Origin of the sequence: Chitinophaga fulva (genome assembly GCF_012927205.1) — a bacterium.
Lineage (GTDB): Bacteria > Bacteroidota > Bacteroidia > Chitinophagales > Chitinophagaceae > Chitinophaga > Chitinophaga fulva.
In genome coordinates this window covers 1,640,647-1,657,308 of sequence record NZ_JABBGC010000002.1, presented here as the reverse complement: position 1 = coordinate 1,657,308, position 16,662 = coordinate 1,640,647, and the positions used below count along the sequence as shown (strand labels likewise).

Below are 16,662 nucleotides of genomic sequence, written 5' to 3'. Positions count from 1 at the left end.
CCAGACATCACTTCAGCCGCGGCGGATACAAGATCCGGATATCTTTTGATGGCCTGAAAAAAGAAATTGTTTTCTGCTCATGTACAATATCAGTTGCTTTGTAGCAATCTTTTGAGCCGTCAGCTGTGGTAATACAAATCATCAGGGCGGCGCCGGGTATCTTCTGCAGGTGGGTAAAAGGAGGCAGGTAAAACTGTGGCAGGTCGGGGCTGTACCAGATGGTTATCCTGCGGATGAGACCTGTCGTGCACTGGGGAGGGTAGGAATAATTAATAACAGCTTTTTTACATAAGTGTCCCGTAATGGTCATCGTGTCTTCTGCAAAGCTTATTTTGCCATAGCCGGGACCGTTATATTCGTTTTCATTATCCCAGTCTCCGTCGCTGCCGGTTTTTTCTATATTGTTTGCAGTGTCAATGGTTTCTTCCGGCAGGTACACATTGGTTTTTAATTGCATCCCGTAGTTTAGCGGAAGCCCCTGTTTGCCATCAATTTGAAGCAGCATTCTTTTATGATGCCAGATAAGCCAGCTTGTTTCCTTCCGATTGGCGTGGGTTTGTGTGGCGTACAAATAATCAGGATGATAGTAAACCGTCATGGAAGCGGGCGGCATTTTGCTGTTAGCCGGTTTCCCGGTTGCAGCAAATACGATCTTGCACACGTCCAGCGTATCGGAGGTGTCTTGTGCCCTCAACAAATGAGTGGCCATGAGTAAACATATCAGGATGCTATACCGGACAGCAGTAAATTTCGGCGCGTTTTTTTTCGGATACATCGCACAAATATAAGGCAAGGATGGCAACTAGTCTATCCCCGGATACCGGGATATCACCATCAGGCTACGGCAAAAATTTAACTCAGTTGACATCGTTCGACATCCGTATCAGATGGACAAAAAAAAATTCCCGGCACAACAGCTAATTGAAAAAAATTCTAACATCATGATAAATTTTCATTAGCTTTAGTAAAGAATGGCTATCCTGGTTTAAGTGAACATCCACGCTGACATTGGAGAATCTGACCGCCCTGTAAACCTGATCCCATTGTGAAAAATGAACCTGCTGAAGTTGGCCCATAGATAATACCGACGAACTTATATTTCAACCAAACATCTGATAAACAATGAAAAAAGCGTCCTTGTTGGCAGTGGCATGGCTATGCATGCTACATACCTATGCCCAGCAGTCTCTCAAAGGAAGGGTGTATGATCTGTATACGTTATCTCCCGTAAAAAATGCTGGTATTTATGCTGGTGATCAACTGTTGACAACAACCGACATCGCGGGCGGTTTCAGTATCAGCGCGCATTACGACCGGTTGCTGGTGATGGCCTCCGGCTATGAGCCGCAGGCTGTTCGTATAAAAGAATCCAATCCGTTGATGTTGATTGGTCTTGCAGCAACCGCCTATAATCTCAGCGAGGTTTCCGTGAACGCGGCCAAGCCCCGCAGCAATCTGTTGCAACCGCAATCAGTGGCCGTTCTCGGACGGAAAGACCTGCAGCGCAACGATGGCATTTTCCCGGAATATGCACTCAACCTGGTTCCCGGCGTACGGATGGAGAAAAGAACGATGGCCGGCGGCCAGCGTATCACCATACGTGGTTACGGCAATGGCACCAACTTTAACGGGACCGGCTACAAGGCTTACCTGAACGGTATTCCGGTAACTGACGGGGAAGGCACTACTATCCTCGATGACATAGACTTCTCTATCCTGGGGCGCATGGAGGTGATCAAAGGGCCGGCTTCCAGCCTCTATGGCAGCGGCATCGGCGGGGTACTGAAAATGTACACGCTCAAGCCACCGGTGTATGGCACGCGCATCTCACAGGAAGCGCTGGCAGGCAGCTATGGTCTTTTCAGGACCAATACCCGCCTCGAATATGCTGATGAGAAATCTTCCATTATGCTGAATTACGGTCATCAGAATTACGATAGCTACCGTATCAACAGTGCGTCCAAAAAAGACTTTGTGTCTTTCATCGGGGATTTCCACAGTAATGAAAAGCAGACCTTCTCCGTATACGTGGCCTATAATAATTCCAATGATCAATTGGCCGGGCAGCTTGACAGCAGCCAGTTTGCGCAGCGGAAAGACACCGGTGAAGTGCCATACCTGAAAAATAAAGGGTATGTTGCCTTTGAAACATACCGTGCCGGGCTTTCTCATCAATATGCCTTCTCGTCGCATGTCAGCAATATTACCAGTGCTTATTTCAGCGGTTACAAACAATCGCAGGCTTTCGCAGCCGGACTATCGTCGAATATAGCGCAGAATGCAGGCGCGCGTACTGCTTTCGGGCTGAGCTTTGGCGGCAGGACCGTTACCCTGAATGGCACTGCAGGCGCTGAATACCAGAAAACGAATTCCTTCAAAAAAGGTTATGCCCTCGCAAGCGGGGTACTGGGGCCGCTCACCGGCGACCTGGAGGTGTCTGCCATGCAGTACAGCCTCTTTACCCAGTGGGAGCTGAAGCTGCCGCAAGGTTTCCAGGTTACGGCCGGCGTCAGCAATAATTACATTGAATACAGCATTACTGACAGGCTCACCAATACCGCTAATCCAACGCACAAGGACCAGTCGGGGCATAAAACCTTTACACCCGTGCTAACGCCGCAGGTGAGCGTGCTGAAGGCGGTGAATGAAACGGTGTCCGTCTACGCAGGCGTGAGCAAGGGATATTCGCCGCCGGTATCGGGACAGGTCGTAATTCCGCAGATTGGACAGGTGAATACAGACTTGCGGCCTGAAAAAGCAGTGCAGTATGAGGCGGGGGCTAAAGGCAGTCTGCTGGGGAAACGGCTGTCGTTCCAGGTGGCGGTGTTTGATATGGAGATCAAAGATAAACTCACTTCACAGGCAATAACTGATAATAACACCGGCACCGTGCTATACACGAAGACCACCAATGCCGGCGCACAACAAAACCTGGGCATAGAAGCAGATATTGCCTATGCGCTGCAACCCAAACATCCGCAGGTGTTTTCACTGGTGAGGCCATTTGTCAGCTACACCTATTCCAGCTTTACCTACAAGCAGTTTAAAAGTGATAATAACAACAACGCCAAGACGATCGACTATAGCGGCAACAATGTTTCCGGTGTATCGCCGCACCTGTTCAATGCCGGCGTGGACCTCGTTTCTACATGGGGCGTATACCTGAACACCACCTGGCAGTATGTGGACCGTATGCCAATTACATACGACAACGCACATTATGCTGACGCCTATACGTTGTTGCAGGCTAAGGTAGGCTACCGGCACGATCTGGGGCAGCATTTCAGCCTCGATGTATTTGCCGGTGGCAATAACATCACCGGCAGCCGGTATTACACGATGGTGTTCCTGAATGCCAATTATAGTGCAGCACCGCCTAATATTTATCTGCCAGGGCCGTATAAAGCCACATGGTATGGCGGTTTAAATCTATCCTATAAGTTCTGAAAAAATTAATCATTCCCTTAAAGTATGCTCATGAGAAAGATTTATATGTTGGCGGCCATCCTGCTGATGGTGTGTGCCTGTGGCAGATTTGGTAATAAAGACCAGCATTCCGGAAGTACCCGCATCGTTTGCCTGGCCAAGCAGTACAACGAAGTGATTTATGCGCTGGGCGCAGAAAAAGACCTGGTGGCGGTAGACCTTTCCAGTACCTATCCGCCGGCCATAAAAGCGTTGCCCACAGTGGGCTATCATCGGGCGTTGAGCGCGGAAGGTATTATCTCGCAGGAGCCTACGCTGGTGATCCATGATAATAACGTAGGCCCGGAGCAGGTGATGCAGCAGCTGGAGAAGATGAAGATACCGATGAAAACTTTTGCTGACAGCGTGTTTACAATAGAACAGGACAAAGGCATGATCACAGCGCTGGGTGCTTATTTCGGGAAAGAACGCCAGGCAGACAGTCTTTGCCGGATACTGGACGTGCAGATGAACGAAGCGTTGGCCAACAGCAGGCGCTATACCGATACGCCGCGTGTGGTGATCATCCATTTTGGCCGTGCCATGAATATCTACCTCGCCGTGACGGAGAAGAGCACAGCAGCAAAGATGATAGGGTGGGCCGGTGGTGTGATCCCTATCGGAGGTACAAAAGGAATGCAGCAGGTTTCTGCTGAGCTGATTGCGCAGGCAGACCCTGATGTGATACTGCTGACAGATTTCGGTTACGACAGGCTGGGATCAATCGGGAAGATCAAGGAACTGCCTGGTGTATCCGGGACAAAGGCTGCACGCAATAACCGTATCTACCGTGTGGAAGAACATGATCTGATATACCTGGGACCGCGTACCGGCGCCAATGTGCTGGCACTGCAAAAACTGATACATGCAAAACAGGCCATATAACGGAGTGTTTCCCGGATTAACGATACTGTTGGTGGCAGCTGTGCTGCTGTCAGCCTGCCTGGGCGCTATAGATATCAGCATCGGGGAGATCGCCGGGGCTGCCGGGAAACTGTTTTATAACGGCAGCAACTATACGCTGCACGAGCGGATCTTCCTGGAAATACGATTGCCGCGCGTACTCTTCTGTCTACTGGCAGGAGCGGCGCTGGCAGTAGGCGGTGTGTTATTGCAGGCGTTGTTCAGGAATCCCATCATAGAACCCGGACTAATAGGCACGTCCAGCGGGGCCGCCTTCGGCGCCGCGCTGTATTTTGTGACAGGCGCTATGTTCCACTTTCACGCCGGCGTTTGGATGTTACCGTTAGCTGCCTGCGCAGGGGCCATGCTGGCCACTTTTATGGTGCTGGGCTTATCAGGGAGCAAGGAAGACGGCAAGACCGGCATCGTTACCTTGTTGCTCATGGGCATAGCCATCAATGCCCTGTTCCTCAGCGGCACCGGTTTCCTCTCTTACATCGCGCGGGACCCGCAGGCGCGTTCCATCACTTTCTGGAACCTGGGCACCTTGTCCGGTGCCAACTGGGATTCGGTGATCATCACCGCTGTAGTGGTGACATTGTGCTGCTGGCGGGCCATGGCTTGTGCGGCAAAGCTCAACCTGTTGATGCTGGGAGAAGAGGAAGCACAGCTGTCGGGTGTGGGCGTGAAGCGGCTGAAAATAGAAGTGATGGTCATCAATGTGATCATGATAGCGGTGGTAACGGCTTTTACAGGGGTGATCAGTTTTGTGGGGCTGGTGGTGCCGCATTTTCTGCGTATCTGGAAGGGGGCCGATAATCGTTACCTGGTGGCTGCCGGCGCCTTGGCCGGCGCTATATTACTGACGGTGGCAGACATTGCGGCGAGGCTGCTGCTGCGGCCTGCGGAACTACCGATAGGCATTGTTACTTCCCTGGCCGGCGTGCCTGTACTTATTTTTTTACTGAAGAAGAAAAAATATTATTTCTGATGCTTGTCTTATCTGGTATTACCTGTATTAAGAACAACAACGTATTGCTGAAAGACATCAGCGTACAATGGGAACCTGGCAGGATGCACATCGTCATGGGGCCTAACGGCGCCGGCAAGTCCACTTTGTTGAGGATTGCGGCAGGGCAACTGTTGCCGGCATCAGGCACCGTCATGTATGGCGACAGGCCGGTAACCGGTTTCTCCGTGAAGGAATTGGCTGCCGTCCGCGCGGCGCTGTCACAGCAGCAGGAACTGGCCTTTCCGCTGAAAGTGCGGGAAGTGGTGCTCATGGGCCGCTATCCGCATATCCAGGGCAAACCAACGCTAACGGACAAACGCTACTGCCGGGAAGCTATGGGGCTGCTTGACCTGGAAGACTTGTCGGAGCGCGACTACCTCAGCCTCTCCGGCGGCGAAAAGCAGCGGGTGCATTTTGCGCGCGTACTGGCCCAGATCTGGGAAAGGCCCCCCAACGGCTGCCGCTACCTGCTGCTGGACGAGCCGCTCACTTTCCTGGACGTGCACTACCAGTTCAGGTTCATGCGCCAACTGAAAACACTGTTGCAGCAACAAGACCTGGTGATCGTGGCGGTGTTACACGACCTGCATATCGCCGCGAAGTTTGCCGACAATATCCTGCTGCTGCACAAAGGCCGGATGGCGGCGCATGGCAGCCGGGAAGAAGTGCTGACGCCGGCCCATATTCAACAGGTATATCAGCTGGACAGTGAAGACATTGCGGCTGTTATACCTGTTTATCATCAACCAACATCTGTTTCTCACACTTAAATAACCTGAATAATGAAAAAGCAAATTGTCTGGAAGTCTTTATGGCACTGCATGCTGATGGTGACATGGCTGTTGCTCGGTATAACCGTATCGGCACAACGCCACGAGCCACGCCAGCAGGCCAAAGAACCTGATTGGGTCACTATGATGGATGATCCCAATGTTAATTTTTTCGTGATAGAAAAATCCTTCAATGATTTCTGGAAAGGCAAGGAATTACCTGTAGAGGAAGATGAAATACTGGACGTGAAAAAAAATACCGAGCGGAAACGGCGGTTCCTGGGCATTTTTAAAAGAAAAGAGTCTGAAGCGGAACGGGAAAGGGAAGAAGATGCACGCAAATATGCTTTTGCCTACAAGAAGTACCAGTGGTGGAGAAGGCAGGTACTGCCTTACGTGCAGCCGGACGGGTCTATCCTTAGCAATGAAAAGCAGGTGCAGATCTGGCAGCAGCAAAAGCAACTAAAGACGAACATACAGGAAAAGCAGGCGAAGGACAAGAAAGAACAGGAGAAGAAAAATGATAACTCCGGCAAAAAGTGGTAGTAAAAAGTAGCTATTTCCCATCATCAACCGAAATAACCGCAATGACTATGCGTAAACTTATATACTTGTTTTTATCCGCCCTTTTTCTGTCCGTATCTGCTGTGGCGCAAAACTATGGCAACTGGCGGAATATTGGCCCTGTGCTGTTCCCGATCAACTCATCGGGACAGATCAACGGCATAGGCCGCGTTACCCAGATGAAGTTCCATCCTTCCAATGCAGCCACCGTCTATGCCACCAGCGTGTGGGGCCTCTGGAAAAGTACCGACACGGCCAATACCTGGCAGCTGCAGGGCACCGACGAGCTGCCTAAGGCGTCTTGTGCTTCCGTATGTATAGATTATACCAATGATCAAATCATGTACCTCGGCACAGGAGATCCCAACTACTACGGCACTGCGCTGGGCGTTTACAAAACCACTGACGGCGGACAGTCGTGGCTGCCGTCCAACAGTAACATCGGCAACCGTATGGCAGTAGAACTGCTCATGTCGCGCACAGACCACAATGTGCTGATTGCCGCTACCAACGATGGCATATGGAAAACAACGGATGGTGGCACTTCCTGGACCAATAAGCTCAGTGGTGGTCAATTCACCGACATGACTTACAAGGCTTCCAACAATACTACTACTATCTATGCCGTGAACATGGCAGGCGGGTTCTATGTATCTACCGACATGGGCGATACCTGGACGCCCGTTGCGCTCTCCTTACCGGCCGCCGGCGCCAAAGGCAGCAGGATAGCCGTAACGCCCGCCGATTCCAACCGCGTGTATGTAGGAATGGTAGGCGCCAATGATGCCGTTTCCGGTGGGGTGATCTACAAATCAACCAATGGCGGCGTCAGTTTCACACAGGTAAAAGGAGATGTGGCGCCCAATCTGGTCGGCTACAACGGCACCTCCAGCGGCCAGGGTAATTATAACTTCGCTATTGGTGCAGATCCTGTGAATGCTGATGTGCTTTACCTGGTGGGACACATTGTATGGAAAAGCACCGACGGTGGTACCAACTGGACACAGATACAGACCGGCTGGTGGACCATGATCCATACAGATATGCATGGCATCAAAGTAAGCCCCTATAACAACAGTAAAGTGTTCAACTATAATGATGGCGGCGTGTGGCTCAGTACTGACGGCGGTACGAACTGGGTGCCGCGCAGCGACGGACTTTCGTCAACAGAAGTATATCACGCCTCTGGTAGTCCTATCCGCCGGGATATGATCAGCATTGGCACACAGGACAATGGAGAGCTGTATTACAAATACGCCACCAATCCGTGGTTCACCAACAGGGGCGGCGACTGGGGCTCGCGCTCTGCATTTGATTATAACACCAACAACCAGGTGTACTATTATGAGAATGGTAAGAGGAGGGCCGTAACGGGTAGTGAAAGCGCCTATAACGTACCGTTCACCCCTTCCAATAAAATGGAACTGGAATTTACACCCGCCAATGTGAGTGCTGCATTTATCGCAGACACGGGACTGTGGCGCAGCACCAATATTACCGCGGCCTCTCCGGCATGGACCAAACTGGTGAGCAATACAGAAAAGATCAAGGCGCTGCACATCAGCAATGCGGATGCCAATGTGGTATATTATGTTACCACCAATCAGAAGGTATACCGCTCCCGCAATGCGTTGGCAGCCTCGCCCACCTTTACCGGTGTGACAGCCCCGGTGGCCACCAGTGTAGCCGCCAGCGTTACCACCATTAAAAGTGATACCAATGTGGTGTATCTCTCCTGCGGCAGCAAGGTGTATCGTTCCGCAGACCAGGGAAATACTTTCACGGACATCAGCGGCACACTGCCGCCGGTGAATATTATCCGGCTGCTGGAAGACCGCTACGCTACCAACGAATCTGTATACCTGGCCACCGCGCGCGGCGTATACTACCGTAATAAGAACATGGCCGACTGGTCGCTGTATTCCATCGGGCTGCCGACCGTCGCTGATATTACAGACATCTTTGCCTACAACAACGGGGTGGCCGACAGCAGTGAGCTGCGCGTGAGCTTCTACGGCCGTGGTGTTTTCGGCACTAAATTCAACAATGCTGTCACACCGCTGATTTCTTTTGCCGCTACCACGGTCAATACCACCGCTGGCGGCGTGAATAAATCCGGCTGTAAGCCTTATACAGATTATACTGTTGACCTGACGATCAGCCCGGCGCCTTCCGGGAATGCGAATGTGCAGCTGGTAGCAGGCTCCTCGTCTTCCGCCATGAAGGGCGTCGACTATGATGTGACCACCAACGGCAGCTTTACCATGCCCGGCGACACGCTGATCTTTGCATCGGGGCAGACGACGCCGCGCACCGTCACCATCAGGGTGTATGGCAGTAAGACAGACCCGGCCGGCAAGTACGCTTTGTTGTCGTTTAACGTCAACGGTACTACGAATGCCATGGCTAATCCGTCTGCGCAGACATGCCGCGTGAATATCAACTATCCGGACGCCTCACCGGTAGGCGATACGGGGCTCGTCAACCTCACTTACGGTAACGGTACTACGGGCGGCAGTGCATCCAGCCCGTTCAATGGTACGCAGTCTGATAAGCGTACCCAGACTATTTATCCGGCAGATGAGCTGAGGGCGGCCGGGCTGCAGCGAGGTAATATCTATGCCATAGCCTATCACGTGATTTCACGCACGGTGACCACTACCAGCACGTTCCAGAACTTTAACGTGGCAATAGGCGTTACGCCACAACCAACGTTTACGGACACACAATTTGATAACAGTCCGGTTACAACGGTGTACAGTGGCAGTATCAGTGTGGCAGATACAGGATGGGTACAGGTGCCTTTCTCACAGCCTTTCTACTGGGACGGCAGTTCCAACATCCTCATACAGTCCTGCTATAACAATGCGGACGGCACAGACCAGGGAGACAATCTTGTAGCGTCTATTTCTGTGAGCGGCGCTAATCCTACGGCATTCCAGCGGCAGACCAGCGGTGCAGGATGTAGTTTCAACGCGCCTGGCTATGGCTCTACCAGGCCTAACCTGGTCTTCAATACACGGCCTGCCGTCACCACGGTTGCAGCTGCGTTGAATACCAGCACCACGCAGTACCTTGGGCCTAATGCGACCGTATATTTTGCAGACAGTACCGGAAAGCTCCTGGCGAAAGTGAAGAACCTGTCGGCCTTTGACTATGGCTGTACCACTGTGCAGATAGACCGCGCCGGCGCCACTGCCGCGCAGTTCTGGGATACTACCCCGGCACATTACCTGGCGTCAAAAACATGGAAGATCACATCTGCCAATAATAATACTGCCGGCAGCGTGAATGTGACATTGTACTATACCGCGGCTGAGAAACAAGGCTGGGAGACCGCTACAGGATTGATCTGGGATTCTGTGAAAGTGGTGAAAGTAAAGAATAAGATCAGTAATGTAACACCATCAAATCCTTCGCCTGACGGTGCCGGTACGATCTATGTATCGCGTGACAGCAGCGGAAAGAAAGGCGCTACCATCTATTATGTGTCCGGCACTTTCAATACCGGTATGGGCGGCTTTGGCGCGGGAAGCCCTGGCAATCCGCCTGTAGCCGGAGCTTGTAACACCCCGATACCACGTGCCCAGCTGAGAGTATCGCAGTTCGACAGCCAGGAAACAGTAGGAGAGAGCGCCCCGGCCACGAATGTTATTGACGGTAACAACAGCACCTTCTGGCATACGCAGTGGTACAATAGCACAGCGCCCATGCCACATTATATTTCCATCTATCTCGGTGGCGCCTATAATTTGAGCAAGCTCACCTATCTGCCAAGGCAGTCTGGCACTAATGGACGCATCAATGCTTATCAAGTGCAGGTGAGCGCAGACAGTATTAACTGGACGCAGGTGGCCAGCGGCAACTTTGTGAACAGCACGGCGGCACAGGACGTTGTCTTCTCACCCACAGTGAAAGCACGCTATGTGAAACTGGTGGCCACTTCTGAAGTAAACGCCAATCCGTGGACCTCCATCGCTGAATTGTCGTTCACCGGTTGTCCTGACACTACGGCATCTCCTGCAAAAGCGGCGCTGCCTGGTAGGCAGCAGGCTGGTAACATCAGCGTTTATCCAACAAGGGTACAGCAGGGAGGAAGCGTGAATGTGCGCAGTCACGATAATGCCACGCTGTTGTTGCGTCTCTATGATATTAAAGGCAGAATGGTGCGTCTCCAATATGTCAATGATGGCGGCACTGTCAATACCGGCAATCTGAGCGCAGGTGTTTATTTCTATAGTATTTACAATAGTAACCAGCCTTCGGCCAAACCGCTGAAAACAGGCAAAATCATCATCACCGAATGATTTTGGTGGTGCATAAATACTGATGGTGCTAGTATTTAAGTATAATGTCAAACGAAACCTCGTGCCTTGCACGAGGTTTCGTTTTTGTGCTGGTCGGTATTTCCATTATAAATGCCAGGGGATGGGTGGTATAAAAAATAAAGACTATTTTATTTTTCTTTTTGACAAGTAAACTTTACATTTGGACAACCAAACTATACTAAATTCCTTATTTATGAAAAAGTTCTCTGTTTACCTCGGCTTGTTTTTAATAGTAGCAGGTATTCCTATCTTTTTAAATTCTAAGTCCGCAGATGCTGAATTTCCCCTGCTGGTAGGCTTATTTACGCTTTTTATATCAAGCCAGGCGAAGGAAGATGAAAGAAGCACTTCCATCAGGTCGTCTTCTGCATTTTTTGCATTAATCCTTGGATACACCTATCATTTGGTGGTTAACAATCTTTATCAACATCAAATGATTACTATCCATCTGACCTCCATAAATTCCTTCCTGGTTATTGTATTTGCGTTGGCAAACATCATCCGCTATGCAAGGTTATATATTTTCATGGCATAACTGAACTAATGAAGAACACAATAAAAGTAGAACGTGCTAAGCATGACCTTACGCAGGCGGCATTGGCGGAAAAGGTAAATGTTTCCAGGCAGACCATCAATTCGATTGAGATTGGAAAGTTCATTCCATCCAGTTTGCTGGCGCTAAAAATTGCAGCCATATTTAATGTTGCCGTAGAAGATATTTTTACACTAGAGAAAGATGACTGGAAATAACTGGTATAAATAGTATTTGTTTGTTCCCCTGTGCCGGCCGGCATTCCATGAATTATTATCTCACTGGAGATGATTGTTTGGTTTCCTATTATTCTGAATAAACGTAAATAATACCTGTTTCGACATCTATTATTAGCAGATGGTTTCAGCGGTTTGGTTGCAGTATGCGGTGAGGTAATATTTCATGGAGGCTATGTAGACGCTTTATTTTACTGGTGTTTCCGGGTTTCGTCCAATGTTACCGGAAAAATAATTTTTTGCTTTTTCTTGATAAGAGTTTTTGTTGTTTGAGAATTATTTATTTACTTTACTTTGCTAATGAATACGATTCTGTCACGAACTGAAAAGTATTTGCGACAAACAGGAAAAGGTTGTTTCCACCACAACTATACTTTCATTGAACCCTATTTTATCGATCCCATGAACGTTTAGAAACTAATGAGCGATACAACACCAGGGTTTATACATTTTTCGTATAAGCGTTGTTGTCAGTTATCCTTAAAAACCTGTTTAGGACAACCCAGGTCAAGTTGTAAGAACTTGATTTAATACTATGTATTGTCGGAAAGAGAGCGTTTCCACAAAGAGATTTAAGAAAAAAACTGTGCGTCTGGTTTTTCCGACCAGTGTAACTTCGTTTTCACTGGATCTGGCTAGCATACTATTAATTGTGTTTTGAATAGGGAACGGGAAATCGTGCGGATATAGTTGTCGCTACGCTTCAATTGTTACAACTGGGAGTAAAAGTTGCATGCATCAAGTGCAGTAGAAGGCTGTTTAACACACATGCCTTTAGATACTGCGGTCAATGTTGTTGTCCTTTACGAAGGGTATCTCTTTCATATGAACGAATAGCTGTCACATCTGCAGGAAGAAAAATTTCTTCTTCGCAGTGTATAAACAGTATTGTGTCAACTAATATGAGATATGAGCATAACGAACGTAAAATATAGGCAATGGCAACGAGTAGATGAATGGATAACGTTAGTAGTCCCGATATACCATTTAATAAATCATTGAAAAACCTAAGATGATGTTATCTTCCCTCGAAAAGATCAGTGGCCTGATCGGAAATACCCCGGTTGTAGAACTTAACATGCCTGGTATTTCACTGTTCACAAAACTGGAATACAGAAGTTATTCTGGCAGTATCAAAGACAGAGCTGCTTTGAGTATTCTGTCCAACGCCATCCGTAATGGTAAAGTCAACAACGATACCCTTATCGTTGAATCCAGCTCCGGTAATTTTGCCATAGCACTGGCAAGAATATGCAAAGATCTCGGCCTGTCCTTTATCCCTGTAATCGATCCTAACATTAACCGGGAGAATGAAGCGATGCTACGTTTATTCACGGATAAGGTGGTAAAAGTCGAGAAAGAAGACAGCACCGGGGGATACCTTCTCACCAGGATTGAAACGGTGAAAGAACTGTGCGCGCAACATCCCAACAGTTTCTGGACTAATCAATACGACAATCCTGATAATTTCAAAGGATACTATAATACCCTGGGAAAAGAGATTTGCGACCGGTTTGAACACCTCGATTACATGTTTATTGCGGTAAGTTCCTGTGGCACCATCAGCGGAATATCCCAAAAAGTAAAGGAGAAATTCCCCAATATCACCATCGTTGCCGTAGATATTGAAGGCTCTGTCATCTTTAATATCCCTCCACAGAAAAGATATGTTTCCGGCCTTGGGTCCAGCAAAGTTCCTTCCATCCTGGAACACGCCATCATCGATGATGTCATGATTGTATCCCACGAAGAACTGGTGACGGGTTGCCACGAGCTCGTTAGAGAACAGAATATTTTCGCAGGAGCTTCGTCCGGAGCAGTCTACGCCGCTATTAAGAGCTATTTTAATTCACACGCCATTGAGGGCACACCTGTTACGCTGTTCTGCTGCGCGGACCGCGGAGATTCCTATATCAACAACGTATACGACCGGAAATGGGTGAATAATATGATGGAAAAGCTATCTACCATAAAAGCATAACAAACATGTACTATTTAAGTAAGTCCGATCTGTTACACTTAGGAATTAACTGGGAAGAAGTGATCGAAAAGATCCGGGATACAGTCTATACCCTGAAGGATGGAGATTTCGCTCAACCCATCAAACCTTATCTGAGATACCGGGACCTCACCAACCGTATCATCGCTATGCCCGCATTTGTAGGCGGTAAAGTATCGTTTTCTGGCATAAAATGGATCGCCAGCTTCCCCGATAATATCAGGAAGAATATTCCACGTGCTAACTCTGTCACTATATTAAATGAAGCAGATACCGGTGTACCTGCCTGTATTATCAATACCAGTCATGTCAGCGCTGTTCGTACGGCGGCGGTAACCGGCCTGGTAGTGAAAGCATATCTTCAGCGTAACCATCAGGAGAAACTGAGTGTAGGCATTATCGGTTTCGGACCTATTGGCCAGCAACACCTGGATATGATCAGTACATTGCTGGGAAGCCGGTTGGACTATGTAAATATATACGATCTTAATCAGCCTGATATTTCACTGGTGCCCGCTTCATTGAAAGGAAAAGTAAATATCGTCAATACCTGGGAAGAAGCATTTGAGAATGCCGATATACTGATGACCTGTACTGTATCTAAGAAGCCCTATATCAATAAAGCCCCTAAGAAAGGCTCCCTGCAGTTAAATATTTCCCTGAGAGATTATGTGCCGGAGTTTATCAACTATGCCAGCCATATCGTGGTAGACGACTGGGAGGAAGTATGCAGGGAGAACACAGATATTGAGGTGATGCATAAAACCCAGGGACTAACGAAATCAGGCACGCTGTCACTTGTGGATATCATCTGTGAAGACAAATTACAGCATGCGGGGATGGAAGAGGTGGTCATGTTTAATCCAATGGGAATGGCCGTATTCGACATTGCTACTGCTGTCTATTTTTATGAGAAAGCAAAAGTAGCAGGCGTGGGTACGGTGCTCGCCGATTAACAGTAAGCAGCCCAACATCAGATCATGGTCCTTTTTACAGGAAGATGTTTTTTATCCGATAGACACTGGTACGGGTGGAACTTACCAAACTTTCGGCCCGATAATATTTCCTGTGACATTCATGATACACAAGTGTTTCCCGCCAGGTGAACGTTGAGTCTTACGTCGTGGTAAGAACAGCTCCACTTTGGAGGGAACACTTTTATGATCAACTATTTTTTAATGCGAAACCTAACCATCATGAGTGGTAATGAATTTTACTTAAAACCTAACGTAGTTATAGAACCTTTATTTGACAGATGGTACGCCTGGAGCCACCTGATATCACCTGCCACTGCCGCTATGAACGTAGTAGGCAGGCATCTTAATATCATGGATTCCTTTATCATGGAGCCTTCTGTTCACGCTGAAGCAGTACTGAACCCCAAGATGAAAGGCGGCCCTTTCATGGACATACCGGTTGACCGTGTAGACGAAGTGAATACCCTCTATGAAAAAACCATGAAAGAACAGGAGAAGGCGCTGAAGTTTGCTAAAGCAGTAAAAGAGCTGGACCGCCTGCTGGAATCGGAAGGGAAAGGGATGGGCATGGAAACGCTGTACGAAAAGGTTCCGCCTGTTCTTAAAGGATATGTGGAACTGTTTTACGACCGGAACAACAACGCAGACTTCCGCTTTTTTGAAGCACTCCTGTATAAGAGCCAGTTCTACAATAAATCTTCTCAAAGTATTGCCCTGTGGGTAACTGAAAATGATCATCGCCCTTTCTGCCTTAGCACACCAAGGCTCGATGAGCCAGGCGTATTGCACCTGGAAATCCCCTTTGATCATGCCGGCATCGACGAGCTGGCAAGAATGAAGCGTACGCCCAAAAGCCTGGAATATATCAAGACTTTATTAGGCATATCTCCTGTGGATGAAGCCCTGTTTAATACCTTTTTTACTACCACACCGCCCCCTGTTTATAACAAATATACTGGTGATAAAATCCGCATGCGCTACTTCGGACACGCCTGTATCCTGGTAGAAACAAAAGATGTCAGCATCCTGGTAGATCCGCTGATCAGCTACTATGGATATGATAGCGACATCGAACATTTCTCCGATGCTGATTTGCCAGACGTGATCGATTATGTACTGATCACCCACAACCACCAGGACCACATCCTGTTTGAAACACTGTTGCCGCTCCGTCATAAGATCAGACACCTGATTGTGCCCCGTACCAACTCCGGCCAACTGGAGAACCCTGATCTGAGACTGATGTTCAGCAATATCGGGTTCGACCAGGTGGAGGCCATAGAAGAAATGGAAACCATCGAGTTTACCAATACCACCATCACGGGATTACCCTTTACCGGAGAACACAGCGATCTGAATATTCTGTCAAAAGCCTGCTACCTGGTACAGATCAGCGGTTTCAAACTTTTATTCCTGGCAGATTCCCGCATAAGTGAACCGGCCCTTTACGAGCATATTCACAATAGCATCGGTGACGTGGATGTTATGTTCCTGGGCATGGAGTGCGACGGCGCACCATTGACCTGGTTATATGGCCCGCTGATGACAAAAAAGATCACCCGTGAACAGGACAGCAGCCGCAGGCTGGCAGGTTCTGATTGTGTAAAAGGAATGTCGCTGGTAGAGATCTTTAACCCAAAAGAAGTATACGTTTATGCAATGGGTATGGAGCCATGGCTGGAGTTTATCAGCAGCATCAAGTATACGGATGCTTCTAATCCTATTATCCAGTCTGATAAACTTGTCAAAAACTGCAAAGAGAAAGGAATGATCGCCGAACGCCTGTTTGGTGAAAAAGAATTGCTGTATGAGCGGAAATATGCTGTCACAGAATAAGCATTATTAACCCTATGCCGGCATTATCGTATGGACGTAG

The 16,662-nt window shown here is 48.6% G+C and carries 12 protein-coding genes; 11 read left to right on the top strand and 1 reads right to left on the bottom strand.

All coding sequences use genetic code 11. The annotated features are described in order from the left end of the window. Window positions 1-7 precede the first annotated feature (7 nt). Window positions 8-775 carry a hypothetical protein gene (locus tag HHL17_RS22920; protein WP_169227109.1) on the bottom strand — a complete coding sequence of 256 codons (768 nt, stop codon included), beginning with the start codon at window positions 773-775 and terminating at the stop codon, window positions 8-10. A gap of 347 nt (window positions 776-1,122) precedes the next feature. Here HHL17_RS22920 and HHL17_RS22915 point away from each other — a divergent pair, with 347 nt between their 5' ends. From HHL17_RS22915 to HHL17_RS22865, 11 genes are all read left to right on the top strand, one after another. Then, complete coding sequence (locus HHL17_RS22915; protein ID WP_169227108.1) at window positions 1,123-3,447, top strand: TonB-dependent receptor; 2,325 nt, start codon at window positions 1,123-1,125, stop codon at window positions 3,445-3,447. Window positions 3,448-3,477: 30 nt separating this feature from the next. Further along, window positions 3,478-4,350, top strand: a complete 873-nt coding sequence (locus tag HHL17_RS22910; protein WP_169227107.1) for a heme/hemin ABC transporter substrate-binding protein — start codon at window positions 3,478-3,480, stop codon at window positions 4,348-4,350. Beyond that, the gene (locus HHL17_RS22905; RefSeq protein WP_169227106.1) at window positions 4,331-5,359 is read left to right on the top strand and encodes a FecCD family ABC transporter permease; all 1,029 of its coding nucleotides are present in this window, start codon (window positions 4,331-4,333) and stop codon (window positions 5,357-5,359) included. The genes HHL17_RS22910 and HHL17_RS22905 overlap by 20 nt, the downstream gene beginning before the upstream one ends. Next, the gene (locus HHL17_RS22900; RefSeq protein WP_169227105.1) at window positions 5,359-6,150 is read left to right on the top strand and encodes a heme ABC transporter ATP-binding protein; all 792 of its coding nucleotides are present in this window, start codon (window positions 5,359-5,361) and stop codon (window positions 6,148-6,150) included. The genes HHL17_RS22905 and HHL17_RS22900 overlap by 1 nt, the downstream gene beginning before the upstream one ends. Before the next feature lie 12 nt (window positions 6,151-6,162). Next, complete coding sequence (locus HHL17_RS22895; RefSeq protein WP_169227104.1) at window positions 6,163-6,696, top strand: hypothetical protein; 534 nt, start codon at window positions 6,163-6,165, stop codon at window positions 6,694-6,696. Window positions 6,697-6,743: 47 nt separating this feature from the next. Next, window positions 6,744-11,021: a discoidin domain-containing protein gene (locus tag HHL17_RS22890; protein WP_169227103.1), complete on the top strand. Its 4,278-nt coding sequence runs from the start codon at window positions 6,744-6,746 to the stop codon at window positions 11,019-11,021. 214 nt (window positions 11,022-11,235) lie between these two features. Continuing rightward, window positions 11,236-11,577 (top strand): hypothetical protein, encoded by a 342-nt coding sequence (locus tag HHL17_RS22885; RefSeq protein WP_169227102.1) that lies wholly within the window; start codon window positions 11,236-11,238, stop codon window positions 11,575-11,577. 8 nt (window positions 11,578-11,585) lie between these two features. Further along, on the top strand, window positions 11,586-11,792 hold the full coding sequence (locus HHL17_RS22880) for a helix-turn-helix transcriptional regulator (RefSeq protein WP_169227101.1): 207 nt from the start codon (window positions 11,586-11,588) through the stop codon (window positions 11,790-11,792). Between the two features lie 1,030 nt (window positions 11,793-12,822). Further along, window positions 12,823-13,791, top strand: a complete 969-nt coding sequence (gene sbnA, locus HHL17_RS22875; RefSeq protein WP_206156134.1) for a 2,3-diaminopropionate biosynthesis protein SbnA — start codon at window positions 12,823-12,825, stop codon at window positions 13,789-13,791. Between the two features lie 5 nt (window positions 13,792-13,796). Next, window positions 13,797-14,765, top strand: a complete 969-nt coding sequence (gene sbnB, locus HHL17_RS22870) for a 2,3-diaminopropionate biosynthesis protein SbnB (RefSeq protein WP_169227100.1) — start codon at window positions 13,797-13,799, stop codon at window positions 14,763-14,765. 222 nt (window positions 14,766-14,987) lie between these two features. Then, entirely contained in the window at window positions 14,988-16,622 is a 1,635-nt protein-coding gene (locus HHL17_RS22865; RefSeq protein WP_240975937.1) for an MBL fold metallo-hydrolase, read from the top strand. Window positions 16,623-16,662: the final 40 nt, after the last annotated feature.

Coding starts and splice junctions, on each gene's coding strand:
- HHL17_RS22920 (WP_169227109.1), bottom strand. CDS start 775: ATGTATCCGAAAAAAAACGCGCCGAAATTTACTGCTGTCCGGTATAGC.
- HHL17_RS22915 (WP_169227108.1), top strand. CDS start 1,123: ATGAAAAAAGCGTCCTTGTTGGCAGTGGCATGGCTATGCATGCTACAT.
- HHL17_RS22910 (WP_169227107.1), top strand. CDS start 3,478: ATGAGAAAGATTTATATGTTGGCGGCCATCCTGCTGATGGTGTGTGCC.
- HHL17_RS22905 (WP_169227106.1), top strand. CDS start 4,331: ATGCAAAACAGGCCATATAACGGAGTGTTTCCCGGATTAACGATACTG.
- HHL17_RS22900 (WP_169227105.1), top strand. CDS start 5,359: ATGCTTGTCTTATCTGGTATTACCTGTATTAAGAACAACAACGTATTG.
- HHL17_RS22895 (WP_169227104.1), top strand. CDS start 6,163: ATGAAAAAGCAAATTGTCTGGAAGTCTTTATGGCACTGCATGCTGATG.
- HHL17_RS22890 (WP_169227103.1), top strand. CDS start 6,744: ATGCGTAAACTTATATACTTGTTTTTATCCGCCCTTTTTCTGTCCGTA.
- HHL17_RS22885 (WP_169227102.1), top strand. CDS start 11,236: ATGAAAAAGTTCTCTGTTTACCTCGGCTTGTTTTTAATAGTAGCAGGT.
- HHL17_RS22880 (WP_169227101.1), top strand. CDS start 11,586: ATGAAGAACACAATAAAAGTAGAACGTGCTAAGCATGACCTTACGCAG.
- sbnA (WP_206156134.1), top strand. CDS start 12,823: ATGATGTTATCTTCCCTCGAAAAGATCAGTGGCCTGATCGGAAATACC.
- sbnB (WP_169227100.1), top strand. CDS start 13,797: ATGTACTATTTAAGTAAGTCCGATCTGTTACACTTAGGAATTAACTGG.
- HHL17_RS22865 (WP_240975937.1), top strand. CDS start 14,988: ATGCGAAACCTAACCATCATGAGTGGTAATGAATTTTACTTAAAACCT.